The sequence below is a fragment of the Sulfitobacter sp. SH22 genome, from assembly GCF_965641905.1.
In the GTDB taxonomy this organism is placed as follows: Bacteria; Pseudomonadota; Alphaproteobacteria; order Rhodobacterales; family Rhodobacteraceae; genus Sulfitobacter.
The window spans coordinates 3,239,925-3,264,901 of record NZ_OZ282573.1 but is presented as its reverse complement, the minus strand read 5'-3'; the positions used below and the strand labels follow the sequence as shown (position 1 = coordinate 3,264,901).

Genomic DNA, 24,977 nt, shown 5'->3' with positions numbered 1-24,977 from the left:
CCAATGCTAGAGAAACGCGAATTCTATATTAACGGCGAATGGGTATCGCCCGCAAAGCCGAATGATTACCATGTGATCGACCCTTCCACCGAGGAACCCTGTGCGGTTATTTCCCTTGGTGATCAAGCCGATACAGACGCAGCAGTTGCCGCCGCCAAAGCCGCGCTGCCCGGTTGGATGGCAACCCCACCTGCCGAACGTATCGCGCTGCTGGAAAAACTGCTTGAGATTTATCAAGCCCGCGGCGAAGATCTGGCCGTTGCCATGAGCACCGAAATGGGTGCCCCGCTGGAACTGTCCCGCACGTCGCAGGTTGGTGCCGGCACATGGCACCTAAGCAACTTTATCAAGGCCGCGAAAGAATTCAAATTCGAACAGCCCCTTGGCGATCACGCCCCCAACGACCGCATCATCCGCGAAGCGGTTGGCGTTGCAGCGCTGATCACCCCTTGGAACTGGCCAATGAACCAGATCACCCTCAAGGTCGGTGCCGCCGTGGTTGCGGGCTGCACGATGGTTCTGAAACCCTCCGAGGAAAGCCCGCTGGACGCGATGATCTTTGCCGAGATGATGGACGAGGCCGGTTTCCCGAAAGGTGTGTTCAACCTTGTGAACGGTGACGGCGTCGGCGTTGGCAGCCAGTTGTCCTGCCACAAAGATGTCGACATGATCAGCTTTACCGGCTCCACACGCGCGGGCACGCTGATTTCCAAAGCGGCCGCAGATACGCTCAAGAAAGTGCATCTGGAACTGGGCGGCAAAGGCGCGAACCTGATCTTTAACGATGCGGATGACAAGGCCGTCAAACGCGGCGTTCTGCATATGATGAACAACACCGGCCAGTCGTGTAACGCGCCCAGCCGCATGTTGGTGCAGTCCGATGTCTATGACAAAGCCGTCGAAGAAGCGGCGAAAGTGGCAGCGCAAGTGACCGTTGGCCCCGCATCCCAGGAAGGCCGCCACATTGGCCCCGTCGTCAACGAAAGCCAGTTCAACAAGATCCAGGACCTGATCCAAAAAGGCATCGACGAAGGTGCCCGTCTGGTCGCTGGTGGCACGGGTCGCCCTGACGGGTTGAACCGTGGTTTCTTTGTCAAACCGACCGTCTTTGCTGACGTGACACCCGACATGACCATCGCCCGCGAGGAAATCTTTGGCCCGGTGTTGTCGATCATGAAGTTCGACACCGAGGAAGAAGCCGTTCAGATCGCCAATGACACGGTCTATGGCCTGACCAACTATGTCCAAAGCCAGGACGGCGCACGTCGCAACCGTCTGGCCCGCCAATTGCGGTCCGGCATGGTCGAGATGAACGGCCAAAGCCGCGCAGCAGGCTCGCCATTCGGTGGGATGAAACAATCCGGTAATGGCCGCGAGGGCGGCTTGTACGGGATCGAGGATTTCACCGAGATCAAGGCAGTGTCCGGTTGGGCGGCCGAGTAAACGGCTAGAAAACGAAAGAAAGGCTATCTGGATCAGATGGCCTTTCTTACTGGCGGATCATTCGCGCGGTGGTCGCCGACGGTATTTCCAGGGTTTCGCAAATACGTGACATCATCTATGCAGCTTTGAAAATATTGGGGGGACACTTATGATCTACGCGCGACTGCACGGCCGCTTGGGCAACCAGATGTTTCAGTACGCCGCAGCTTGTGGTCTTGCTGCGCGGTTGTCGGTACCCTTTTCAATCGACACCCGCCGCGCTGTCTATAAGGGCGAAGGTGAATTGCGTCGCGTCTTTGATCTCGACTGGGCAGAGCCTGAAAAACTCCCCCCTTCACAGAACGAACGCCCCCTGGCCTATTATCTGTGGCGCGCGTTCAAGACCTCTCCAAAGATCTACCGCGAACGCACCCTGGCCTATGACCCGAATTTCGAGACGCTTGGCGACGGCACTTACCTGCACGGCTATTGGCTATCCGAGAAATACTTCTCCAATGTAGAAGACGAGCTGCGCAAAGCATTTGTTTACCGCTATCCGATGTCGTCACAAAACGCGGAAATGGCCCAGCAGATTGCCGAAACAACGTCGATCTGCCTGCATGTAAGACGCGGTGATTTTGTTGATCTGGGCGTCAATACTTTTTGCGATCAAAGCTATTATGAAAAGGGTCTTGCTGCCGTATCGGAGGGGCTAAAAGACCCCACAGTCTTTGTGTTCTCTGATGATCCGCAATGGGCAAAAGACCATCTGCCATTGCCGTTCAAGAAAGTTGTCGTCGATTTCAACGGCCCCGAAACCGATTACGAAGACCAGCGGTTAATGTCCCTGTGCGAACATAATGTAATCGCCAATTCATCTTTCAGCTGGTGGGCGGCGTGGCTGAACAAGAACCCAGAAAAACGTGTTGCAGGCCCCAAAAAGTGGTTCGTTGACCCAAAGCGTATCGACATCGACATATTGGCCGACGGCTGGATCAGAATTTAACCTTTCCGGAGCGTCAAACCCGGCCAAGCCCGGCCAAACCCGCCCCTAGAACGGTGCTTTTGCCCTGACCTTGGTCGAATGCCCGCCTTGTGGATGGTTGAACCGCAGTTCTTCGGAATGCAGCATCATGCGCGGGAAATCCAGGGCCGGACCCGTCGCATAAAACGGATCACCCAAGATCGGATGGCCAAGGCTCAGCATATGAACGCGCAACTGGTGGCTGCGGCCGGTTTTGGGTGACAAACGGATGCGCGATGTATCGCCTTCGTCCTTCAACAACCGCCAGTCTGTTTGCGCGGATTTACCCGTTTCATGACACACCATTTGAAGCGGCCGGTTCGGCCAGTCCACGATCAATGGCAGATCAATGGTGCCCGACTTTTCCTCGGGCACACCCCAGACACGCGCGACATAGGTTTTGCGGGTCATGCGCTTTTCAAACTGCAACCCCAGATGCCGCTGCGCATAGGGCGTCAGCGCAAAGATCATCACGCCGGATGTGTCGCGGTCCAACCTGTGCACCAGCAAAGCGTCCGGAAACACGGCCTGTATCCGCGCAATCAGGCAATCCGCCAGATGCGGACCCTTGCCGGGGACCGACAGCAAACCTGCGGGTTTATCGACGAGCAACACTTCGGCGTCTTCGTGCAAAACCACCAAAGGATCTTGCGGGGGGCTATATTCTGTTTCCATACCTGTCCGTCTCAGATGTAGGGTGGTTTTTCAACCCACCTGCTGCAAAGGACCGACCATGCACCCCACAATTACCAATATGATTGACGTCGTCGCCAAAGGCGAGGCCGACAGGATCGCGCCGCTGCTGGCCGAGGATGTCACGTTCATGCCGCCGACCTATTACAAGACATGGACCGGCCGCGCCCCTGTTGCTGCTGTGCTGGGTCATGTGGGGCAAGTGTTCAGCGACTTCAAGTACCGCCGCATCATGGGCGAAGGCAACGACTGGGCGCTGGAATTTCAATGCAAGATCGGCGATCTGGATGCCGTAGGCGTTGATTTGATTACCCTTGGCGACGACGGGTTGATCGCCAAATTCGAGGTCGCCATGCGCCCGCATAAATCCATCGGCGCGCTGCGCGATGCGATGAATGCACGGGTGATGAAAGACCCCAGCTTCCTCGCCTTCAAAGACGCGCTGTCATAGGCCGCTATGGGGGGCGGTGGACTGCCCCCCTATTTGTGCCGCATCTGCCTGAACAACGAGATCGAATAGATCACCAAAGCCGCCCAGATCAGCGGAAACGCGATCATCCGCGCGTGGCCAAAGGGTTCGTCGAACACCAGAACAGCGCATAGAAAAATCATCGTCGGTGCGATGTATTGCAAGATGCCGATGGTCGACAGGCGCAACCGCTTGGCCCCGTTGGCGTAGAAAATCAACGGCACCGCCGTGACCAGCCCGCAGCCTAACAGCATCCACGTGTCAAACGGCGTTCCTTGCAAGAAATGCATCTGGCCCGTGGCGCTCAGATATCCGAGATAGATCAACGCCGGGATCAACAGGATCAACACCTCAAGCAGGAACCCCTGGTTCGGGCCGATCGGCAGGCGTTTCTTGGCCAAAGCGTACAAGCCAAAGGTCAGCGTCAGGCTAAGTGCCACCCAAGGGAATTTCCCTGACTCTATCGTCAAAATCGCCACGGCAACCGCCGCCAGGGCAATCGCGGCCAGTTGCAGTTTTGACAACCGTTCGCCCAGCAGGACTGACGCCAGCAGAATGCTGAACAGCGGGTTGATGTAATACCCCAACGACGCATCCAGCGCGTGGCCCGAATTGACAGCCCAGATGTAGATGCCCCAGTTGATTGAAATCAGCGATGCCGTCACGCAACCCATCAGCAAGGTGCGCGGGGACCGGAATGCCTCGCGCAGTGTCGCGGTGCGGCCCAGCAGGATCAGAACCAGTGCGCCGACGGGGACGGACCAGATGATCCGGTGCACAACAATCTCGGCCGCAGGGATATGCGCCATCGCCTTCATGTACAGCGGTAGAAACCCCCACATGACATAGGCCCCGACCGCAAAGCCCAACCCTTGTAGCGTGTCTTCGGATTTCGTCGGGATGTCGGCAGAAAGGGTGTCTGGATTGCGCATGTTGGTCTCCTTGGCCCCCTGCTTACGCGTGGCGCGGGCCAACTGCCAGCATCAAACTTTCACGCGCTCCGCAGACGGGTCGTACATGGGTTTCAGCGATACCTCGGCCTTCACCCGCGCTCCGGCGATGTCGATCTCGTAAGCAGACTCCAGAACATCTGCTGCGGCTTCGCCCTTGCAGGGCACATAGCCCATGCCGATCGCTGCGCCCAGATGATGCCCGTAGGCCCCCGATGACAGATGGCCGACAATCCGACCGTCACGCAATATCGGTTCGTTGTGATACAGCAGTGGGTCGGGGTCGGTCAGCTTGAACTGCACCAAGCGCCGTTCCAGCCCGGTTTCCTTCTTTCGCAACACAGCATCACGTCCGATGAATGCGGGTTTGTCGGTCTTGACGGCAAAGCCGAGCCCCGCCTCCAGCACGTGATCCTCGCTGGTGATGTCATGGCCAAAATGGCGAAAGCCTTTTTCAATGCGGGCGCTGTCCATCATGTGCATCCCGCATAGTTTCAGGTCCATGTCCTGCCCCGCCGCCATCAACGTCTCGAATACATAGGCGGCCATGTCGGTGCTCACGTAAACCTCCCACCCCAGCTCGCCCACATAGGTGACGCGGTGCACGCGGGCGAGGCCCATGCCCAGCTCGATCTCTTGCGCGGTGCCAAAGGGGTTCACCTCGTTCGAGAAGTCATTCGGGCTGACCGCCTGCATCAGCTTGCGGGCATTCGGCCCCATCACAGCCAGCACAGCCTCGCCTGCTGTAACGTCCGTGATCACCACGTTAAAATTGCCCTGATGGCGCTGGATCCACGTCTGATCTGCCAGTCGGGTCGCCGCAGGTGTGACCACCAGATAGGCGGTTTCAGACAGGCGGGTGACAGTCACATCCGCCTCGATCCCCGCGCGATCGTTCAGAAATTGCGTATAGACGATCTTGCCCACGGGCACGTCATACTGACCGCCGCCGATATGGTTCATGAACGCGGTGGCATCGCGCCCCTCGACACGGATTTTGCCAAAGGACGACATATCATACATGCCGACGTTGCTGCGCACCGCCGCCAGTTCGGCGGCAACATTGCCAAAGAAGTTCTGCCGCTTCCAGCTATACTCATACGCAGGGGTCTGGCCGGAATTGGCGAACCAGTTGGCACGCTCCCAGCCGGCAAGTTCCCCCATCACGGCACCCTGTTCCAGCAGTTGGCTGTGGAATGGTGTCCGCCTGATCCCCCGTGCAGTCGCCTTTTGGCGGTAAGGGTAGTGATCGGCATAAAGCAGGCCCAGCGTTTCTTTTGCCCGCGCCACCAGATAGGTTTTGTTGCCCTGAAAGGGCTGCATCCGGCCAATATCGACATCCCCCAGATCAAAGGGCTTCGCGCCGTCCTCCATCCATTGCGCCAGTGCCATGCCAGCACCGCCCGCCGATTGAATACCGATGGAATTAAAGCCCGCCGCGACCCAGACGTTGTCCATCTCGGGGGCCAGCCCCAGATGATAGGCATCGTCGGGGGTGAAGCTTTCGGGGCCGTTAAAGAACGTGTGAATGCCCGCCTCGGCCAGCATCGGCATCCGGTTCACGGCAGCCTCGAGGATCGGCTCGAAGTGGTCGAAATCCTCGGGCAGTTGGTCGAATTCGAAACTGTCGGGAATGCCCTGCATCCCCCAGGGTTTTGACACGGGTTCGAACGCCCCCAGCATGATCTTGCCCGCGTCATATTTGTAATAGGCACATTCATCCGGTACCCGCAGCACCGGCAGTTGCTCAAGCCCCTGGATCGGCTCGGACACGATATAGAAATGTTCACAGGCTTGCAGCGGGACGCTTGTACCCAGCATCGCGCCAACCTCATGCCCCCACATCCCCGCACAGTTCACAACATGGTCGCAGGTGATCTGGCCCTGGGTGCCGTCTTCGGCCAGATATGCCACGCCCGTGATCCGCCGCCCGTCGCGCAAGGCCTTGGTGGCTTTCACCCGCTCGAATATCTGCGCGCCGCGCAGCCGTGCGCCCTTGGCCAGCGCCAAGGCGATATTGCCCGGATCGCCCTGCCCGTCCTTATCAAGGAAAACACCCCCCGTGACGCTGTCCGTGTTCAGATACGGATAGCGGGCCTTGACCTCCTCGGGACCGATTTCTTCGATATCGACACCAAAGGCGCGGGCCATGGCGGCAGAGCGGAATATCTCCTCGCGCCGTTCATCCGTCAGGGCCACGGTGATCGACCCGCAGCGTTTGAACCCTGTCGCAACACCGGTTTCCGCCTCCAAGCCGCCATAAAGCTCTTGGGAATACTTGGCCAGCCGCGTCATATTGGCGGTTGCACGCAACTGCGCGATCAGGCCAGCCGCGTGCCATGTGGTGCCCGAAGTCAGCTGCTTGCGTTCCAGCAGCACCACATCCTTCCACCCCAGTTTGGTCAGGTGATAGGCGACAGAGCATCCAATGACGCCTCCCCCGATGATAACAACGCGCGCTTGAGAGGGGAGTGCCATAAGATGTGTTCCTTAGACGATGGTGTGACCGGCCGCGCGCAAACGCTTGGCGATTTCTTTGATATGGGCGGGGCCGACTTCGCAGCAGCCGCCAACAATCGTGGCCCCTTGGTCGATCCAGCCCATGACGTGATCGGCATAAGCCGCGGGCGTGAGGTCCTGTCGTGCGTTCAGGGCATCAACGGTGGGTTTGTCTTCCAGAAACTCCTGCGTGATCTTCTCGAACCCGTTTGCATAGGCCCCGAAGGGCAGACCAGCAGTCTTGAGGATATCCAAGGCAGGTTTGATCGCTTCGGGTGAAGAACAGTTGATCAGCAGTGCGGCGGCCTTGCCCACATAGGGCAGCACATCGGCCAAAGGCTCTCCCGAGCGCAGGCGCGTGCCGTCCTGGTCATCGACCGACAAGGCCACCCAAACCGGCAGACCTGTTTCCAGCGCGGCATCCAGAACGCTGCGTGCATGCAAAACAGACACCACGGTTTCGCACAGGATCAGGTCCGACAACGGGGCGGTCAACTGCGCCTTTTCGCGGTAAATCTTGATGGCAGTGTCATAGTCGGGGTGCAGATCCGGGCGGTAGCTGGCCTTGATCGGGCCAATACCACCGGCAACGCGCGCGCCATCAAAATCAGCCGCAGCGGCCCTGGCTTCGGCCATCGCCGCATCGTTCAACTCGGCAAAGCGGCTCTCGTAGGGGGTGCCGTCCAGACGGTCGCGAAAGATCGCGTAGGTATTGGTTGTCGCGATGGTGGCACCGGCGGCAAAGTAATCGCGGTGCACCGCCTCGACCATGCCGGGGTGGTCGATCATGACCTGCGTGCCCCAAAGCGGCGTTGCCTTGTCGCCGGCACGGTGGACCAATTCCTGCCCCATGCCACCATCAAGAAGGGTGATTTCTGTCATAACATCTCCTGTTGAGCCGGAATTTTCAGAAAATTCCGGCCCGATTTCTTTGAAAGAAAACGACTACGCCCGCAGGCGCTCGTTTTCCGGATCCCATAGCGGCTGGTCCGCCTGCACAATTGCGCGGCACTTGGTGCCGAAGATGTCCACGTAGACCTCTGTTCCGGCTGTCGCAAGGTCGGCCCGCAGCATCCCGAAAGCGATTGATTTGTTCACACGGTAGCCCCAGTCGCCCGAGGTCGTTTCACCAACCACTTCACCGTTATGCGACAGCGTCGACATATAGGGCGCGTCCTGATCCCCCGCTTCGACAACCAGCGTGACAAAGCGTTTTGAGACGCCCTGTTGCTGTTCATTTTGCAACGCGGCCTTGCCGGGGAAATCCTGCGGTTTGTCCAATTTCACGAACCGGTCCAGCCCGCCTTGCAGCATGGTATAATCCGTCGACAAATCGCCTTTCCACGCGCGATAGCCCTTTTCCATCCGCAGTGAATTCAGCGCCCACATGCCAAAGGGTTTTGCCCCGGCTGCGATGACCGCATCATAAATCACCGGCATATCCGCATTGGCGGCGTGAATTTCCCAGCCCAACTCGCCCGCAAAGCTGACCCGTGCCAAAGCGCAATTTTGCCCTGCGACGACAGCGGCCTGATGTGACAACCAGGACGCAGACAAATCAGCCTGCGTATCCAGCGCCTTGAACAGCTCACGTGACTGCGGGCCTGTGACGATCAACGTCGAATAGTCGCGCGTGTGGTCTCTCAGGGTCAGGCCTGCCTCGATCGCAGGGCGCAGCACATCGAAATCATGCCACTGGGCGGTGGCGGCGGTGATCAGGGTAAAGGCATCATCGCCATCCCGCAGCACCGACATCTCTGTCACAATGCGCCCGCGGTCATCGGCGAAATAGGCAAGGTTCATCCGCCCGATCTTGGGCAGCCCGCCCGTGATCCGGCCCCGCAGCCATTCAGCGGCCCCTGCCCCTGACAGATTGAACCGCGAGAACCCCGGCAAATCCAGCACGCCGACATGATCGCGCACCGCCTCGCATTCCTCGCGGATGCGCTGCGCCCACGGGCCGTTTCTGTCCCATGTCTGGGTCGCCTCCTCTGACACATCATCGCCCGGAGCTGCGAACCAATTGGCGCGTTCCCAGCCGTTATAGGCCCCCATCTGCCCGCCCTGTGCGATGATCCGGTCATGCACAGGCGACAGCTTTTTATCGCGCCCCGCAGGCCAGGCGTGGCGCGGGAAATGCATGGCGTATTCGTGGCCGTAGACTTCGATGGCCTTCTGGTTGGCATAATCCTGATCGGTGTAATCGGTATAGCGGCGCGGGTCCGTGGCCCACATGTCCCATTCGGTCTGGCCTTCGGTGACCCATTCGGCCAGCACCTTGCCCGCACCACCGCCCTGGGTGATGCCAAAGGTGAACACGCACGCCTCGAACGCATTGGGCACGCCGGGCATCGGGCCCAGCAGGGGCAGACCATCGGGTGCATAGGGGATCGGGCCGTTGATCACACGGCCGACACCTGCCGTGCCAAGGATCGGCACACGGGCCATTGCGTCCTCGATATACCATTCGAGCCGTTCCAGATCGTCAGGGTAAAGCTGGAACGAGAAGTCATCGGGCATCGGATCATCGGGCCGCATCCAGTGGCCTTTGCAGTTCCGCTCGTAGGGGCCAAGGTTCAGCCCGTATTTGTCTTGGCGCAGGTAGTAAGAGCTATCGACGTCGCGCAACAGCGGCACCTTGTGACCTTGGGCCAAGGTCCATTCCTTGAGCTCGGGGATGTCGTCGGTCAGGAAATACTGATGGCTCATCGTGGCCATCGGCACCGTGCGCCCGCCATAGGGTTTGAACCATTCGCCCACGCGCTGCGCATAGTAGCCAGCGGCGTTCACCACCTTTTCGCAGCGGATATCGCCTTTGGCCGTGTGCACGATCCATTCGCCATTCTCGCGGCTCACCCCCGTTGCGGGGCAGAACCGTTCGATCCGCGCGCCCATGTCACGCGCGCCTTTGGCCAGTGCCTGGGTCAGTTGCGCGGGGTCAATATCGCCATCATCGGGATCATACAGGCCGCCCGCCAGATCATGGGTTTCAATGAACGGGTATTTTTCCTTGATCGCGGCAAGGTCCATCATCTCGAGGTTTAGGCCCTGATAATTGCCCATCGAACAGGCGCGCTCGAACTCCATCATGCGGTTTTTACCATGGGCCAACCGGACCGATCCGGTGACGTGGTAATTCATTGGATAGTCAACCTCGTCGGCAAGCCCCTTGTACAGGCCCAGCGAATAGCGCTGCATGTTCATCACCGCCCACGAGGTGCTGAAACTGGGGCAGTTGCCTGCCGCATGCCAGGTCGATCCGGCGGTCAGTTCGTTCTTTTCCAGCAAGACGCAATCGGTCCAGCCCATTTTCGCCAGATGGTACAGGGACGACACACCGACGACACCGCCTCCGATGATGACAACCCGTGCTGTTGTGGGAAACTCAGCCATCTTCCTTCTCCTCTTGGGGGACACCATCGGGGATGTCGTAATAATCGCCCTTGTCCGCGACAAAGATATGCCGCGTCAGGTGCAGCCCCGTGGGGCCGTCAACCGCACCAAGGGAAACGCCCGTATCCGGGTCGGCGTCGGATTTCCAGAACAGGAAACTGCCGCATGTCGGGCAAAACCCGCGCCGCACGCCGGGGGACGACGTGTACCAGCGCGGGCTGCCGTTAATCTTTAGCGCGCTGTCCATCACCTGAACCGAAACCCAATGATGCCCCGATTGCTTGCGACACTGGGTGCAATGACACGCCGCCGGTTCCCGCGCTGCCGCCTCGGCCTGAAATGTGATCTCGCCGCACAAACAGCTTCCCTGCATCATGGTCAGCCCCTTCCCGCCGGAGCAGACGCTGCCCCGAGCAAAATGCCATAAAGGATAAAGCTGGCCGCCATCACGCGGCGCACCCAAACGTTGAAAACAGCCCCCATCGCTGCGCGCCCCAACCCTGCACCAAGCGCGGTAAACCCCGTGTAGCTGAGTGCGGTCAGCGTGAGCGCGGTGGGAACAATGACCAGCATCTGATCCCAGATCGGCACGTCAGGCTGTACGAACTGGCTGAACGCGGCCAGATATCCGGCAACAGATTTGGGATTGATCGTGGCGATGGCAAAGGCCCGCAGATAGATGGACCGCGTGGGGCGTTCAATAATGCTGACAGCCGTTTTCGCATTGATCCATCCGCGCACGCCAAGATAGATTAAAAACCCCGCACCGATCAGTTTAGCCACGGTAAAGGCGGTCTGGGATGTTGCGATCAGTGCCGTGATCCCAAAGGCGGACAGGACAAGAAACAAGGCGGCCTGCGTCAGTATCCCCAGCACCCCGATCATCGCGCGGCTGAAGTCGAGGTTCATACCATTGTTAATGCAATTAACCGCATTCGGCCCGGGCGTGGTCACGAACACCACCCAAAACAACGCGAAGATGATCCATGCCTCAAAGCTCATCAATACACCGGCGGGGCAATGACCCAGATCGCAACAGCGGGGTCGGGGTTGGGATTGGCCCAGCGAAACGGCTCTCCGCGTACGCGGAAACTGTCGCCGGGGTGCAATATGTGGGTCGTCGTGCCGATCTCGATCTCGAGGCTGCCCGAGATGATGTAGCCGACCTCTTGGGTCGGGCGCGTGACCCGGTCCTTGATCCGGCTATGCGGCAGGAATGTGGAATGGACCATCTCGAAATCATCGGTCAGATCAGGGGACAGCAGTTCTTCGACCAGCCCCGCCACGGACGATCCGATGGGGCGGCGCGCGCCCTTGCGCACGATAAACCCCGCCTCGTGTGCCGGTGCGGCCGCGTGGCGGAACAACATTGAAACAGAAACACCAAGCGCCTTTGCAATGTGCCGCAGATCCGTGATGGACGGATCGGATAAATCACGCTCGACCTGGCTCATCCATCCCACCGACCGGTTCAACACATCCGCGAGCGCGTGCAGAGTCAGCCCGCGCGCCTTGCGCAGGGCACGCAGATCAGCACCCAGGGTTTGCGATGAGGAAAGCGGGGCGTGTTGCACTGGCGGGGGCTCGTGAAATTACTGATGATAATTTCACGCTGCGCCAGCTTTATGAAAAAATCCAGAACTATTTCACGCCCGCAAAGCAATCTTTCAGAATGGCCTGCAAATGATCCGCGTCATCTTGGGTGAAAGCATCGGGTTGATTGCTGTCGATATCGAACACGCCGATCAAATCGCCAGACCCGTTCCACACGGGCAAAACCAGTTCTGAACGGGTAGAGCTTGCGCAGGCGATATGACCTTCAAAGGCATCAACATCGGCCACCAGCTGGGTCTGCCCCGTGCGTGCAGCAGCCCCGCAAACGCCGCGTGAAAACGGGATCACCAGGCAGCCATGACCACCCTGATACGGACCTATTTTCAGCAGTTCCGATTCGGTGACCCGGTAAAATCCGGTCCAGTCAAAGCGGTCATCCGCGTGATGCACCTCGCAGGTGACGGTGGCCATCAAGGCGACAGCATCGGTTTCGCCCTCTGTCAGGGACTTGAGCGTTTGTGAAAGAGTGGAGTAGTCGATTTGCATGGGGTGCCTTTTGAAACGACGGTTGAAGGGGGCTGTCTGCCCCCCAATCCCCCCGAGGATTTAAAACCATTTGGAAGTTAGGGACGTTCGATTGCGATGGCGGTGCCTTCGCCGCCGCCAATACAGATCGCCGCGATGCCGCGTTTCAGGCCGCGTTTTTCCAAGGCGTTGAGCAAGGTCACGATAATTCTTGCCCCTGAGGCCCCGATCGGGTGGCCAAGCGCACATGCGCCGCCGTTGACGTTCACGATGTCATGGGACAGCCCCATCTCGTGCATGAAGGCAAGCGGAACCACGGCGAAGGCTTCGTTTACCTCCCACAGGTCGACATCTTCTTTTTGCCAGCCAAGCCGTGCGAGCAATTTTTGCGCGGCCGGAACAGGGGCGGTGGTGAAAAGACCGGGGGCCTGGGCGTGGCTGGCGTGGCCCATGATATGCGCGCGCACGGTCAGACCCTGATCAGCGGCCGCTTGTTCGGAAGCGAGCACCAAAGCCGCCGCGCCATCCGAGATCGAGGACGAATTCGCCGCAGTCACGGTGCCCCCCTCACGGAAGGCGGGCTTGAGATTCGGTATCTTTTCAGGGCGCGCATTTGCGGGTTGTTCATCGGCGCTGACGGTGATGCTGCCCTTGCGCGAGGTAAGTTCCATCTGCGCAATCTCGTTATCGAATGCGCCGGAGGACTGCGCGTGGAGCGCGCGGGACAGGGAGGCCAGCGCATAGTCATCCTGAATGGCGCGGGTGAACTGGAATGTTTCGGCGCAATCCTCGGCAAAGGTACCCATCAGGCGTCCTTTGTCATAGGCGTCTTCGAGCCCGTCCAGGAACATGTGGTCGATCACCTGGCTATGGCCCAAACGGGCCCCGCTGCGCATTTTAGGCAGGATGTAGGGGGCATTTGTCATGCTTTCCATGCCGCCCGCGACCATGACACCGGTTTGGCCCAGCGCGATTTGGTCAAAGGCGATCATTGCGGCCTTCATCCCGGAACCGCACATTTTATTGAGGGTCGTGGCGGGGACGTCTTCGCCCAGACCCGCCTTGAAACCTGCCTGACGTGCGGGTGCCTGACCTTGCCCGGCTAGCAGGACACAGCCCATCAGCACCTCGTCCACAGTCTTGGCCCCGGCACCTTCCATGGCGGCCTTGATCGCATGACCGCCAAGATCGGCAGCTGTCATATCGGCGAAAATGCCTTGAAATCCACCCATCGGCGTGCGCGAAGCACCTGCGATTACAACTTTCTGCATTTTTGGCTCTCCCCAAAGGACTTGAATACCGAATCGTAAGATATCTGCTTTATCCCGCTGGAACACTGCAATATTTTTGGAACCAGCATATGAGACTCTCCGCAAGAACAGAAGAGCTACTGCAAGTTGTCACTGTCCTGGACAACCGGATCGACGCAGCCGTTGCGCTCGAGTTCAAGGAAAATATGCGCCAGATAACAGAAAACGCGCCTGAAAAAGTCCTGCTTGACCTGAGTGCTGTGGTTTTCATCGATTCCAGTGGGTTGGGTGCAATCGTCGCCACGATGAAACATTTGTCGCCTGGAAAAACCTTGGTGCTTGCAGGGCTGAATGGCCCGGTTGACCGTGTTTTTCGCCTGACGCGGATGGATAGCGTCTTTTCGCTTTACCCCACTTTGGACCATGCGCTGCAAGATCAATTCTAGATATGATTGCACACAGCCCTAGGAACCAAACAGACAGTGGCACCGGACCAGCACAGGTTTTCAACCTATCGCTTGGCGGGACCGCCCGTAATGTCAGGGATGCTCTGGCGACATGCCGGACACGTCTTTCAACAGTTGTTTTCGATCAGACCGCGCTGGACCAGATAGAGCTGGTGATGGCTGAAACCCTGAACAATATTGTTGAACATGCTTTGACCGGCCAATCAGGCGACAACCCGATTTCAATGTCCTGCACACTAAAGGGCGACGCCCTTTCGCTCGTGTTCCAGGATTCCGGCGCGCCCTTTTTCGGCAGTACCTTGCCCCCCACCGCGTTTGAGAGGGGGCCAACAGACCCTAAATCCTTGCCCGAGGGAGGATTTGGCTGGCATTTGATACACAGCCTGACCGATAGCGTTTCTTACCGGCGCTGTGACCGGCTGAACAGACTGACGATCATAATGCACGTAAGCACAGACTTCGATGACAAAACGCGGCAATAGCGGGTTACCGGCCGACAGACCGCCCGCATGGTAATAAAAACAATCCCGGCTTAGAAAGCCTTATTATTTCCTGTTTTCACCCCAAAACCGCCGCAGCGGCATCACAGTTTCGCCCATCTTAGCCATCATACCATAAGACGTAGCTGCAATAGCTTCCCTCAACGTCGCGTCTAATAGCCCCCACCCAGTGCGCGACGTTGAGGTTCTTACCCCCCAGAAAAAATTGGTTTTCCGACTTGTGCCGCGCTAGGTTCGGCGCAAATCACAATCGCAACAGGAAACCTCTCATCATGCGCGACTTTCAATTTCCCGGACGGTCCCCCGTTCTGGCGACAAACGGCATGTGCGCCACATCACATCCCTTGGCCGCAAAGACTGCGATCAACATCCTTGAGCAGGGCGGAAACGCCATGGATGCCGCAATTGCAGGTGCTGTTCTGCTGGGGATTTGCGAGCCGCAAATGACGGGCATCGGCGGCGATTGCTTTGTGCTCTATTCCCCTGCCGGCAGCGACGAGGTGCATGCGCTGAACGGATCGGGTCGCGCGCCCAAGGCCCTGAACGCAGGCATTTTGCGTAACGCAGGCGAAACCACAGTCCCGCTGACGAGTGCCCATGCCGTATCCGTGCCCGGTGCGATGGGTGCGTTCTGCACCTTGTCGAACGACATTGGGAAACTGGGTCTTGATACGCTTTTGGCCCCTGCCATCCACTATGCTGAAAACGGCGTACCTGTTGCTGCGCGCGTGGCCTTTGACTGGGCCAATGATGCCGGCACGTTGCAGGGCAAGGCGCGTGATGTGTATTTGATGGAGGGCAAGGCACCGAAGTCTGGTGCGATCTTCCGTGCGCCCGGCCAGGCCGAAGTGTTGCGTCGGGTGGCCAAAGACGGCCGCGATGCATTCTACACCGGCGAAATCGCCGAGGACATGGTTGCGGCGCTTGGCAAACTTGGCGGGCTGCACACAGCCGAGGATTTCGCAAATACCGCCTGCACCTATGGCGACCCGATCGCGGCCGCTTACAAAGACCTCGAAGTGTTGGAACACGCCCCCAACGGCCAGGGTGCCACCGCGCTTTTGATGCTCAATATGCTAGGTCATTTTGATATCGCGTCGATGGACCCGTTTGGCGCGGAACGTGTGCACATCGAAGCCGAGGCCGCAAAGCTGGCCTATGACGCGCGCAACCGTTTCCTTGCCGATCCCGATCACACGTCGCGGTTGGCACATATGCTGGATCCGGCCACCGCACAGAAACTGGCCGCGCTGATCAATCCGTCCAAGGCGATGGCAGACCCGGCCCCCCTGTCCGAGGCCGTGCATAAAGACACGATTTACATCACTGTGGTCGATAAGGATGGCATGGCGGTTTCGCTGATCTATTCGATTTTCCACGGGTTTGGGTCGGGTATTGCGTCGGATAAGTTCGGCATCTTGCTGCAAAACCGCGGCGCGGGCTTCACCCTGGAAGAAGGGCATGTGAACGAGCTGCAAGGCGGCAAACGCCCGATGCACACGATTATTCCGGGCATGATCCGCCAGAACGGCAAAGTCATGATGCCGTTTGGTGTGATGGGCGGCGCGTATCAGCCCAACGGTCATGCGCGGCTTGTTTCAAACCTGACCGATTTCGGCATGGACCCGCAGACCGCCATTGATGCGCCACGTGCGTTTACCGACAAAGGTGTGCTGAATGTGGAGCGCGGATATTCCGACGATGTCCGCGCCAAGCTGTCGGACATGGGTCACAAGGTCGAAATCCCTCGAACCGCGATTGGCGGGGCGCAAGCGATCAAATTGCGCGGCGATGGCGTTTTGGAAGGGGCAAGCGACCCGCGCAAAGACGGCTGCGCCTTGGGCTACTGATGCAAAAGGGAGGGCGTGGAAACGCGCCTTCCCGTTTAGTTCAGTTGGAAATGCAGGGGATATGCGCCATCGGTGAACGGCCCGAACAGATCGGGAATATCGGGATGATCGACAGGTTCACCAGAATAATCAGCGACCAAATTCTGTTCGGACACATAGGCCACGTAATAGCTTTGGTCGTTTTCAGCCAGCAAATGGTAATAGGGCTGGCCTTTGATGGGGCGGCTGTCTTCGGGAATCGCTTCGTACCATTCATCGGTATTGGCAAATTCCGGGTCCACGTCAAAAATCACCCCGCGAAACGGGTGTTTTTTGTGCCGAACAATCTGGCCAAGATGATATTTTGCGCGTGTTCTAATCATAACATTGATGCACCTACCTTTCGTTAGTAATCCCTTCAAGGGGCATTTGTCCAATCACAGAATACCAAGACAAGGAAACAGTGTGTGAACCTAACGCTGACAGTGCTAGAGATCGTCGCCCCGGTATTCCTGCTTGCCGGGATCGGATATGTCTGGGTGAAACTGGGGTTTGAATACCGCATCCAGTTTGTCACCCAACTGGCAATGACCCTGTCTGTTCCCTGCCTGATCTTTGTGTCCTTGATGAATGCGCAGATCGACCCTGCCGCGCTGACCGCCTTGTCGCTGGCGACTGTGGCTGCATATGGCGCTGTGACCTTGGTGGCGGCGGCACTTGTCTGGGGGATGGGCCTAAACCGCCGCACCTATCTGGCCCCGCTGATCTTTGGCAATACCGGCAATCTGGGCCTGCCGCTGGCTTTGTTCGCCTTTGGCGATGCGGGGCTTAGCTATGCCGTTGTGGTGTTCGCGATCATGGCCATCTGGTCTTTCACCTTTGGCATCTGGCTGGTGGCTGGCGCGGGGTCTTTTGGGAAAGTGATCCGCGAACCGCTGGTCTGGGGCACGCTGCTGGGCGCGCTGTTTCTCATCCAGGGTTGGGAAACGCCGAAGTTTCTAACAAACACACTCAGCCTGTTGGGGCAGATGGCCATTCCGATAATGCTGATCACCCTTGGGGTTGCCGTCGCGCGCCTGACCCCCGGCGGTATTGGCCGCGCTGTGCTGTTGTCGGCAGTCAAACTGGTCATTTGCGTCGCCATCGCCTGGGCTGCGGGGACGTATTTCGAACTCGACTCGACAGCCCTTGGCGTTTTGGTTTTGCAGGTCGCGACCCCGGTCGCGGTAACGTCTTACTTACTCGCCGAAAAATACGGTGCCGATGCGCAATCGGTGGCCGGACTGGTTGTGGCATCAACATTAATGTCGGTGGCGGCGTTACCTGTCCTGCTGGCGTTTTTGTTATAAAATTTCGGTGTGCGCCTCCTGCGAAATCTGGTAAACTGGCATTAATAAAAAAAGATAGAGCGAGAGGCAAATGAGCAGAACCTTTTGCGCCCTGATTATTGCAGTGTTTCTAGCGTCTTGCGGCGGGGGCAGTGGCCCTTCCAGCGCCCCGAGAAATCTGGACAACGCCTGTGCGATTCTCAAGGAGCGCCCGGAATATTACAAAGCTTTCAAAGCAAGCGAGCGTCGCTGGGGTGTGCCTGTGCATGTCCAGATGGCCACGATCCATCAAGAAAGCAAATTCATCGCCGATGCGCGGACCCCGTTCCGCTATGTGATCGGTGTGATCCCCATGGGGCGCCAATCCAGCGCGTTTGGCTATAGTCAGGCGTTGGATGCCACTTGGGATGAATACCTGTCCGAAACCGGCACCCGTTTTGCCAAGCGGGACCGCATCAACGATGCGGCCGATTTCATGGGATGGTACATGACGAAAAGCCAGGCAAAAAACGGCATTTCATTGCACGATGCTGAAAATCAGTACCTTGCCTATCACGAAGGCAACACCGGCTTTGCGCGTCAAAGCTATAACTCGAAACCCTGGCTGATCGGCGTCGCACGCAAGGTTCAATTGCGCGCTGAAATGTACGAAAACCAGATTGCCGGGTGCCGTCTGCGCCGCTGGTAAAGCAAAAGGCCCAAGGTGGTTAACCTTGGGCCTTTTTAATTAGCGATTTATTCCCGGCGCATTGCCGCTGGTATCAAAAATGCTGTTGGCCAGCTGACCGCCCTTTTTCAGGTCACCCAGAATGACAGTCGTCTGACTGCCGTTGCCGTCATTGATCACCCATTGCCGCAGCTCGACCGGATTTTCCGTAAATTTCAGCTCGATGTTACCGTATTCGGGATGCTCGGGGTCCTGTGCGCGAACAGTCGTCGATGTCCCGTCATAGCTGTGACCGGTGACCATTTTCGCCTGACCCAGGTTCACATTGGCCGCCAGAATAATCGACAGTGGCGTTTTTGACAGCGGATAGGTTTCGGCAGGCTGGTTCGACTTTTTGTCATAGATGACAACCGTGTTGCTGCCTGCAATCACGATGCCCGTGTCGGGCGCATTATATTCAAAACGCACTTTCCCAGGGCGTTTGATATATATGGTGCCCGTGCTGATCGAACCGTCGTCGTTGATCTGGGTAAAATCACCTTGGGCGGTTTTTAGCGAATTCAGATAGCTCGAAATCGCATTCAACGGCAGCTTTTCCGCCGTAGCGGGAAACGCAGCGGCCAATCCAAGGCCGAGGGCCAGTACAGTTGTGGTCACAAAACGCATCTAAGTATTCCTAACGTTATTCGGGTGGCTTGACCCCAACATAGGGTTCCGCGTGTTGATATGCGATATCACGCGGCATGTTATCGCTTAGCAACAACCTACAAAACGAAACGGGGTCAGCCTGTCACCAAGCTAACCCCGCATAACCGTCATTCGTTCCGGTTAACCCTGTTCAGGCACTAGAATTTCGCGTTTACCAACATGGTTGGCAGGCGACACAAGGCCCTGCTCTTCCATTTGCTCGACCAGCCGCGCCGCTTTGTTATATCCGATCGCCAGTTTGCGCTGGATATACGAGGTCGAACATTTGCGATCTTTGATCACGATCGCAACAGCCGTGTCATATTGCGCATCTTCGGTGTCGGTATTGCCGCCAAGGCCCAGAACCGCATCAATACTGCCCTCTTGGTCGTCTGGCGGCCCTTCGACCACACCCGAGATATAGTCCGGTTCGCCATAGGCCTTGAGGTGGTTCACGATTTCCTCGACTTCTTCGTCGGAAACGAACGGCCCGTGGCAACGCACGATCTTGGACCCGCCCGCCATATAAAGCATGTCACCCATACCCAGCAGCTGTTCCGCGCCCATTTCACCCAGAATGGTCCGCGAGTCGATCTTGGACGTGACCTGAAACGAAATACGCGTCGGAAAGTTCGCCTTGATCGTGCCGGTAATAACGTCAACCGACGGGCGCTGCGTGGCCATGATCAGGTGGATACCCGATGCCCGCGCCATCTGTGCAAGACGTTGGATGCAGGCTTCGATTTCCTTGCCTGCGACCATCATCAGGTCGGCCATTTCGTCAACGATGACGACGATATAGGGCAAGGTTTCGGGCTTGAACTCATCCGTCTCAAAGATCGGCTCGCCGGTTTCTTCGTCAAATCCGGTCTGAACGGTGCGGCTGAACATCTCGTCTTTGGCCAGCGCTTCGCGGACGCGACCATTATAGCCTTCGATGTTGCGCACACCCATTTTGGACATCTTGCGATAGCGTTCTTCCATCTCGCCCACGGTCCACTTCAGCGCGACAACGGCCTTTTTCGGGTCGGTCACAACGGGGGACAACAGGTGCGGAATGCCGTCATAGACCGACAGTTCCAACATCTTGGGGTCGATCATGATCATCCGGCATTCTTGCGGCGTCAGCTTGTACAGCAACGACAGGATCATCGTGTTGATCGCCACCGATTTACCCGAACCCGTCGTACCCGCAATCAGCAGGTGGGGCATCTTGGCAAGGTTCGCAACCACCGGATCGCCGCCGATATCCTTGCCCAGGGCAAGCGGCAGACGCATGGTGCTGTCACCGAAATCACGCGCCGACAGAATTTCACGCAGAACGACTTTTTCGCGGTTTTCGTTCGGCAGTTCGATACCGATGACGCTGCGCCCCGGAACGGTCGAAACACGCGCAGACAACGCGGCCATCGACCGCGCGATGTCATCCGCCAGACCGATCACACGGCTGGCTTTCAAACCGGGGGCAGGTTCAAGTTCGTACATCGTGACAACAGGGCCCGGACGCACGGCAACGATTTCACCCTTTACGCCATAGTCATCCAGCACGTTTTCCAACATGCGGGCGTTTTCTTCCAGTGCTTCGTCGCTCAGGTGCAGGCGCTCTACGACATCGGGGCTTTCAAGCAGGTTCAGCGGCGGCAGTTCAAACCCGGGGTGCGTGTCTTCGAAGGTCAGACCGGGCTGGGCTTCGGCCTGCGCTTTTTTGCTGGGCTGGATGGCCTTGCGGATCGGTTGCTGCACGACTTTGCGCGGGGCGGCGACAGGGATATGAATGGCGTCATCAACCGCAGCATCCTCAAGCGGCAACACATCATTTTCGACAAAGATGTTATCCGTCGCGATTTCCGGCTGCGGCACAGGCTGTGCGGGTTTTGCCGGGTTGATCGACAGACGCGATGCGGTCAGGGGCGGCTCTGCGCGGGCCGCACCGGTCAGGGGCGGCTCCTCGCGCAGGTGGCTTCGCGGGGTCGTATCAAGGACAAGCGGATCAGGACCGCGACCGCGCCCGCGGGTCAAAGGCGATGTGACAGGGGCATGCACGGCACTCGCTGTCCGCACACGGTTTTTGATGACATCGGCAATCTTGGATTTGATCCGGTCATCGCTTGGCGCTTGGTCGATTTCTGCGTCAAACCAATCCTCGACCAGCTCTGGTTCGGGCATTGGTTCGGTCCGCTTTACCAAGGCAGGCATTTTTGCCAACAGGCCGGTTTTGGGCGCGGCAACTGGGGCATGGGCGGGCATCTCGTCGTCGTAATAGGCGTGAGACGCTGCAAATTCTGCGTTCTCTTCCGCCTCGATGCGGTTGCGTGCGCGGCGCTCGGACTGGCGGGCTTGCAGCCCTTGCGCGGCCACAACCGCACCGGATGCACCACGGCCAAGCACGTTCATAATGCCCGCATAAACCATAATCACACCCACCAGCATAAAGCGGAAAATGCGGTTCAGTTCGACCTTGGTAAAGCCCATGACAAAGGCACCAAGGGCAAGGATCGCCCCGCCCATCAACAGCGACATCATCTTGATCGTAAAGGTCGACCCGATGGGCAGGATCGTGAGGATCGCCCCCATCACCGTATCGCCAAACAAACCACCCAGACCAAAGCTGTGGGTTTGCAGCCATTCCGCATCAGGCGTCAGGGTCGCGCCGTAAATTGCACATAGCGCCACGGCAATGGGCGCAAAGATCAGGCGGCCCATCGCGCGATCGGCACCACGGTGCAACGCAAACCGCGCGCCCCACGCAAGCAGGATCGCGGCAACAGCCCAGGCTCCCCAGCCCACAATCATGAACAAAGGCGCGGCCAGAGATGCGCCCATGCGGCCCAGCCAGTTTTGCGCAGGCGCGTCGGTGGACACCATCCAGTTGGGATCATCCGGCGTATAGCTGCCGATCATCATTGCCGCCATCAGGCCCAAGACAATCAGCCCGACGCCCAGCAATTCCTTGCCGCGTTTTTCAATCGCCTCGGCCATTTTGCTGTCTAGCAGGGGGTCGCGTCCGCGTGTCTGGTATGCCATTGCTCTGATCCCTCGTCTTATTCTGGATAGAGACAGTCGCGGATCGCTTGGATCCCGCGCGTTGTCTCTTCTAATGGGGCGACCATGGCCACCCGGATGTATTTCTTGCCGGGGTTTTCCCCGTTAACAGTCTGCGCCAGATAACCGCCGGGCAGCACCCGCACGCCTGTTTCACGCCACAGTTTCAGCGCGGCGGCCTCGTCATCCTCGACCGGAAGCCACAAAAAGAAACCCGCCTCGGGGCTGACATATCCGGGCACATTGCCCAGAATGCGGTCGGCCACTTCGAATTTCTCGACGTACAGCGCGCGGCTTTGGGCCACGTGTTCTTCGTCTGCCCAAACCGCTGCGGCAGCCGCCTGCAACGGCAGCGGCAACGGCGCACCCGCATAGTTTCGCAACTGCTTGATCTCGCGCATGGTGTTCGGCCCGCTCGCGACAAAGCCTGACCGGAGCCCCGGAAGGTTCGACCGTTTTGACAGCGAATGAAAGATCACGACGCGGTCAGGATCAGCCCCGACTTCCATAGCGACCTGCAACGCACCGACGGGGGGCGTATCGCGGTAAATCTCGGAATAACACTCATCGGCAAAAATCTTGAAATCGTATTTCTCGGCCAGCGCCAGCAGATCGGTCCAATATTCACGGCTTGCCACTGCGCCCTGCGGGTTGGCGGGCGAACAAATATAGGCAGCGGTGGTCCGGTTCAGCACATCCGCAGGTAGGCTGGCAAAGTCCGGCAGATGGCCGGTTTCCAGCGTTGCGGGCACCATGATCGGGTCAGCGGCACCGGAAATCGCGGCAATCATATAGACCTGATAAAACGGGTTCGGCATCAGGATCGCCGGTTTTTGACCGTTCTTGGTTTCAGGGCAAACCGCCATCACAGCGTTGTACAACCCTTCGCGCGTGCCGTTCAGCGCCATGACTTGCGTATCGGCATCCACGGTCACACCGTAACGCCGCTTGATCCAGTCGGCGATGGCACCGCGCAATTCGGGCGACCCGTCGTTGGGGGGATAGCTGTTAAAGCCTGCGGCGTTTTGCGTGATCACATCGGTGACCCACGCCGGAAACGCATGTTTCGGCTCGCCTATCGTCATATGAATAGGCACACCACCGCCTTCATGCACATCAAGCAATGCACGCAGGCGCGGCCACGCATGGGCCGGAAGGTTCGAAAACCGCTCGGGATATAACATCACAACTGCCTCGGGTTCGGGATCATAAGCGCCCCGTTTCTTTCAAACTACCCAAGGGCTTGCCTCACGTCCAGAGAATCTAGGACATCAGGCTGCTTTTGTGTCTTTTAGGCCAGTGCCTCTTCTGCGGCGACGGCGAGGCGCAACAGGCGCTCCTCGGTGTCCGGTGCTGCCATCATCATCAGACCGCAGGACGCAGTGCCTGTTGGCAAGGTCATGGCGCAGACCCCCATCAGGTTACCGATGCGCGTGTTGCGCAATGCCAACAGGTTGGACGACACGTAATAGTCATGGTCACTTTCCAGCCGTTCCAGCTTGGGCGGCAAGATAGGGGCCGTTGGCAAAATCACCGCATCAAAGCCGGCAGTCGCACGGGCGTACAGCTTGCGTATCCCCTCAAGCTTGGCCCAAGCGGCAACATAATCTGGGCCGGAGTGGTTTTTGCCCAGACGGAACCGTTCAAGAATTTCTGCATACATTGCATCCGGATTTGCCTCGATCACATCGCGCCACAGACCGTAGGCTTCGGCAGTGAACAAACAGCCACTCAGCGGCATCGCGTTTTCCAGATCCCTGAAATGCAGGTCTTCGACGATGGCCCCGGCATCGCGCAGCTTTTCAACCGCCGAGTCAAAGGCTGCTGCGGGTATATCAGCCAGATCATCCATCGCCACGGTGCGCAAAATCGCAAGGCGGCGACCTTCCAGATCAACGCTGGATAAATCGGCCGGTTTCGTCCCCTCGAGCGCGGCCAGCAACAGCCCCGCATCCTCGACTGACCGGCACAGCGGGCCGACAGTATCAAATTTCAAGGCAAGGGGGACAACGCCCTCCAACGACACGCGACCTGCCGTGGTTTTCAGCCCGACCAGATCGTTCCAGACCGAAGGAATGCGCACAGATCCGCCCGTATCAGAACCGATCGCCGCTGCGGCCAGACCAAAGGCAACCGACGCCGCCGCCCCAGAGGATGACCCCCCGGAAACAGCCGCCTGATCGTTAACGCATGGGGGTGTTGCCGTTGACGGATTGTGGCCCAACCCCGAAAAAGCCAGTTCGCTCATGTGGGTTTTACCAAGGCAGACCAGGCCCATCGCCGTCGCGTTTTTCAGCACATGGGCGTCATTTTGGGGAACGCGGTCTTTCAACAGCAAAGACCCCGCTTCGGTCACCACATCGGCGGTATCGAACAAATCTTTCCAGCTGATTGGCACGCCATCCAAAGGCGACAAACGCTGCCCTGCCTTTGCACGCACCGATGCGGCGCGGGCTTCGGACATGGCGCGGTCTGCGGTGACGCGGGCATAGATCTGGTCACGCAGCGGATGCGCATCGATGGCATCCAGATATGTTTTGCACAGACCGACAGGGTCAATCTGACCCTCTTCAATGCCCCGTCCCAGATCCGCGGCAGTCATTGTCAGCCAGTCTTGCATGTCATTCCCTCGTTAATCTACCGAAACGGACGGTAGCGACCGTTGCGCGCATGGACAA

General features: G+C 58.3%; 23 protein-coding genes. 8 read left to right on the top strand and 15 right to left on the bottom strand.

The genetic code is table 11. The annotated features are described in order from the left end of the window. Positions 1-3: 3 nt before the first annotated feature. The gene (locus ACSQ13_RS17950; RefSeq protein ID WP_176248985.1) at positions 4-1,443 is read left to right on the top strand and encodes an aldehyde dehydrogenase family protein; all 1,440 of its coding nucleotides are present in this window, start codon (positions 4-6) and stop codon (positions 1,441-1,443) included. Between the two features lie 148 nt (positions 1,444-1,591). Next, entirely contained in the window at positions 1,592-2,428 is an 837-nt protein-coding gene (locus ACSQ13_RS17945; protein ID WP_295508205.1) for an alpha-1,2-fucosyltransferase, read from the top strand. A gap of 45 nt (positions 2,429-2,473) precedes the next feature. Here ACSQ13_RS17945 and ACSQ13_RS17940 read toward each other — a convergent pair whose 3' ends face one another. Then, a complete protein-coding gene (locus ACSQ13_RS17940) occupies positions 2,474-3,121 on the bottom strand; it encodes a pseudouridine synthase (protein ID WP_176248983.1) in 648 nt (215 codons plus the stop codon). Positions 3,122-3,179: 58 nt separating this feature from the next. On the opposite strand from ACSQ13_RS17940, the gene ACSQ13_RS17935 reads away from it, so the two are divergent. Beyond that, positions 3,180-3,590 carry a nuclear transport factor 2 family protein gene (locus ACSQ13_RS17935; RefSeq protein WP_176248982.1) on the top strand — a complete coding sequence of 137 codons (411 nt, stop codon included), beginning with the start codon at positions 3,180-3,182 and terminating at the stop codon, positions 3,588-3,590. Between the two features lie 29 nt (positions 3,591-3,619). On the opposite strand, the gene rarD is transcribed toward ACSQ13_RS17935, so the two are convergent. The 9 genes from rarD to ACSQ13_RS17890 all read right to left on the bottom strand — a co-directional run bounded on the left by rarD (position 3,620) and on the right by ACSQ13_RS17890 (position 13,800). Next, positions 3,620-4,540: an EamA family transporter RarD gene (rarD, locus tag ACSQ13_RS17930; protein WP_176248981.1), complete on the bottom strand. Its 921-nt coding sequence runs from the start codon at positions 4,538-4,540 to the stop codon at positions 3,620-3,622. A gap of 51 nt (positions 4,541-4,591) precedes the next feature. Next, positions 4,592-7,036, bottom strand: coding sequence for a GcvT family protein (locus ACSQ13_RS17925; RefSeq protein WP_295508210.1), 2,445 nt, complete (start codon positions 7,034-7,036; stop codon positions 4,592-4,594). Positions 7,037-7,048: 12 nt separating this feature from the next. Further along, positions 7,049-7,939 carry a homocysteine S-methyltransferase family protein gene (locus ACSQ13_RS17920; protein ID WP_295508214.1) on the bottom strand — a complete coding sequence of 297 codons (891 nt, stop codon included), beginning with the start codon at positions 7,937-7,939 and terminating at the stop codon, positions 7,049-7,051. 63 nt (positions 7,940-8,002) lie between these two features. After that, entirely contained in the window at positions 8,003-10,450 is a 2,448-nt protein-coding gene (locus ACSQ13_RS17915) for a GcvT family protein (protein ID WP_295508217.1), read from the bottom strand. Beyond that, positions 10,443-10,826, bottom strand: a complete 384-nt coding sequence (locus ACSQ13_RS17910; protein WP_176248977.1) for a GFA family protein — start codon at positions 10,824-10,826, stop codon at positions 10,443-10,445. Before ACSQ13_RS17910 ends, ACSQ13_RS17915 begins: the two co-directional genes overlap by 8 nt. A 2-nt stretch (positions 10,827-10,828) precedes the next feature. Next, complete coding sequence (locus ACSQ13_RS17905) at positions 10,829-11,452, bottom strand: LysE family translocator (protein ID WP_176248976.1); 624 nt, start codon at positions 11,450-11,452, stop codon at positions 10,829-10,831. Continuing rightward, positions 11,452-12,024, bottom strand: coding sequence for a helix-turn-helix domain-containing protein (locus tag ACSQ13_RS17900; RefSeq protein WP_176248975.1), 573 nt, complete (start codon positions 12,022-12,024; stop codon positions 11,452-11,454). Before ACSQ13_RS17900 ends, ACSQ13_RS17905 begins: the two co-directional genes overlap by 1 nt. A 67-nt stretch (positions 12,025-12,091) precedes the next feature. Then, positions 12,092-12,550: a GAF domain-containing protein gene (locus ACSQ13_RS17895; protein WP_176248974.1), complete on the bottom strand. Its 459-nt coding sequence runs from the start codon at positions 12,548-12,550 to the stop codon at positions 12,092-12,094. A gap of 77 nt (positions 12,551-12,627) precedes the next feature. After that, a complete protein-coding gene (locus tag ACSQ13_RS17890) occupies positions 12,628-13,800 on the bottom strand; it encodes a thiolase family protein (RefSeq protein WP_295508223.1) in 1,173 nt (390 codons plus the stop codon). Between the two features lie 89 nt (positions 13,801-13,889). Here ACSQ13_RS17890 and ACSQ13_RS17885 point away from each other — a divergent pair, with 89 nt between their 5' ends. The 3 genes from ACSQ13_RS17885 (at position 13,890) to ggt (ending at position 16,596) form a co-directional block, all read left to right on the top strand. After that, positions 13,890-14,225, top strand: coding sequence for an STAS domain-containing protein (locus tag ACSQ13_RS17885; protein ID WP_176248972.1), 336 nt, complete (start codon positions 13,890-13,892; stop codon positions 14,223-14,225). 2 nt (positions 14,226-14,227) lie between these two features. Next, the gene (locus tag ACSQ13_RS17880; RefSeq protein ID WP_176248971.1) at positions 14,228-14,728 is read left to right on the top strand and encodes an ATP-binding protein; all 501 of its coding nucleotides are present in this window, start codon (positions 14,228-14,230) and stop codon (positions 14,726-14,728) included. A gap of 290 nt (positions 14,729-15,018) precedes the next feature. After that, on the top strand, positions 15,019-16,596 hold the full coding sequence (gene ggt, locus ACSQ13_RS17875; protein ID WP_295508228.1) for a gamma-glutamyltransferase: 1,578 nt from the start codon (positions 15,019-15,021) through the stop codon (positions 16,594-16,596). A 35-nt stretch (positions 16,597-16,631) separates the two neighbouring features. On the opposite strand, the gene hspQ is transcribed toward ggt, so the two are convergent. Beyond that, positions 16,632-16,958 (bottom strand): heat shock protein HspQ, encoded by a 327-nt coding sequence (gene hspQ, locus ACSQ13_RS17870; protein WP_176248969.1) that lies wholly within the window; start codon positions 16,956-16,958, stop codon positions 16,632-16,634. A gap of 84 nt (positions 16,959-17,042) precedes the next feature. Between hspQ and ACSQ13_RS17865 the strand changes: the two genes are divergently transcribed. Together ACSQ13_RS17865 and ACSQ13_RS17860 are read left to right on the top strand one after the other, a co-directional pair. Continuing rightward, the gene (locus tag ACSQ13_RS17865; RefSeq protein WP_176248968.1) at positions 17,043-17,924 is read left to right on the top strand and encodes an AEC family transporter; all 882 of its coding nucleotides are present in this window, start codon (positions 17,043-17,045) and stop codon (positions 17,922-17,924) included. A 70-nt stretch (positions 17,925-17,994) separates the two neighbouring features. Next, on the top strand, positions 17,995-18,591 hold the full coding sequence (locus tag ACSQ13_RS17860; RefSeq protein ID WP_295508234.1) for a lytic transglycosylase: 597 nt from the start codon (positions 17,995-17,997) through the stop codon (positions 18,589-18,591). A 39-nt stretch (positions 18,592-18,630) separates the two neighbouring features. Here ACSQ13_RS17860 and ACSQ13_RS17855 read toward each other — a convergent pair whose 3' ends face one another. The 4 genes from ACSQ13_RS17855 to ACSQ13_RS17840 all read right to left on the bottom strand — a co-directional run bounded on the left by ACSQ13_RS17855 (position 18,631) and on the right by ACSQ13_RS17840 (position 24,919). After that, positions 18,631-19,236 carry a LolA family protein gene (locus ACSQ13_RS17855; RefSeq protein ID WP_176248966.1) on the bottom strand — a complete coding sequence of 202 codons (606 nt, stop codon included), beginning with the start codon at positions 19,234-19,236 and terminating at the stop codon, positions 18,631-18,633. 162 nt (positions 19,237-19,398) lie between these two features. Then, a complete protein-coding gene (locus ACSQ13_RS17850) occupies positions 19,399-22,281 on the bottom strand; it encodes a DNA translocase FtsK (protein ID WP_295508237.1) in 2,883 nt (960 codons plus the stop codon). A 17-nt stretch (positions 22,282-22,298) separates the two neighbouring features. Continuing rightward, on the bottom strand, positions 22,299-23,483 hold the full coding sequence (locus tag ACSQ13_RS17845; protein ID WP_295508240.1) for an aminotransferase class I/II-fold pyridoxal phosphate-dependent enzyme: 1,185 nt from the start codon (positions 23,481-23,483) through the stop codon (positions 22,299-22,301). 107 nt (positions 23,484-23,590) lie between these two features. Beyond that, on the bottom strand, positions 23,591-24,919 hold the full coding sequence (locus tag ACSQ13_RS17840) for an amidase (RefSeq protein ID WP_295508242.1): 1,329 nt from the start codon (positions 24,917-24,919) through the stop codon (positions 23,591-23,593). Between the last annotated feature and the right edge of the window lie 58 nt (positions 24,920-24,977).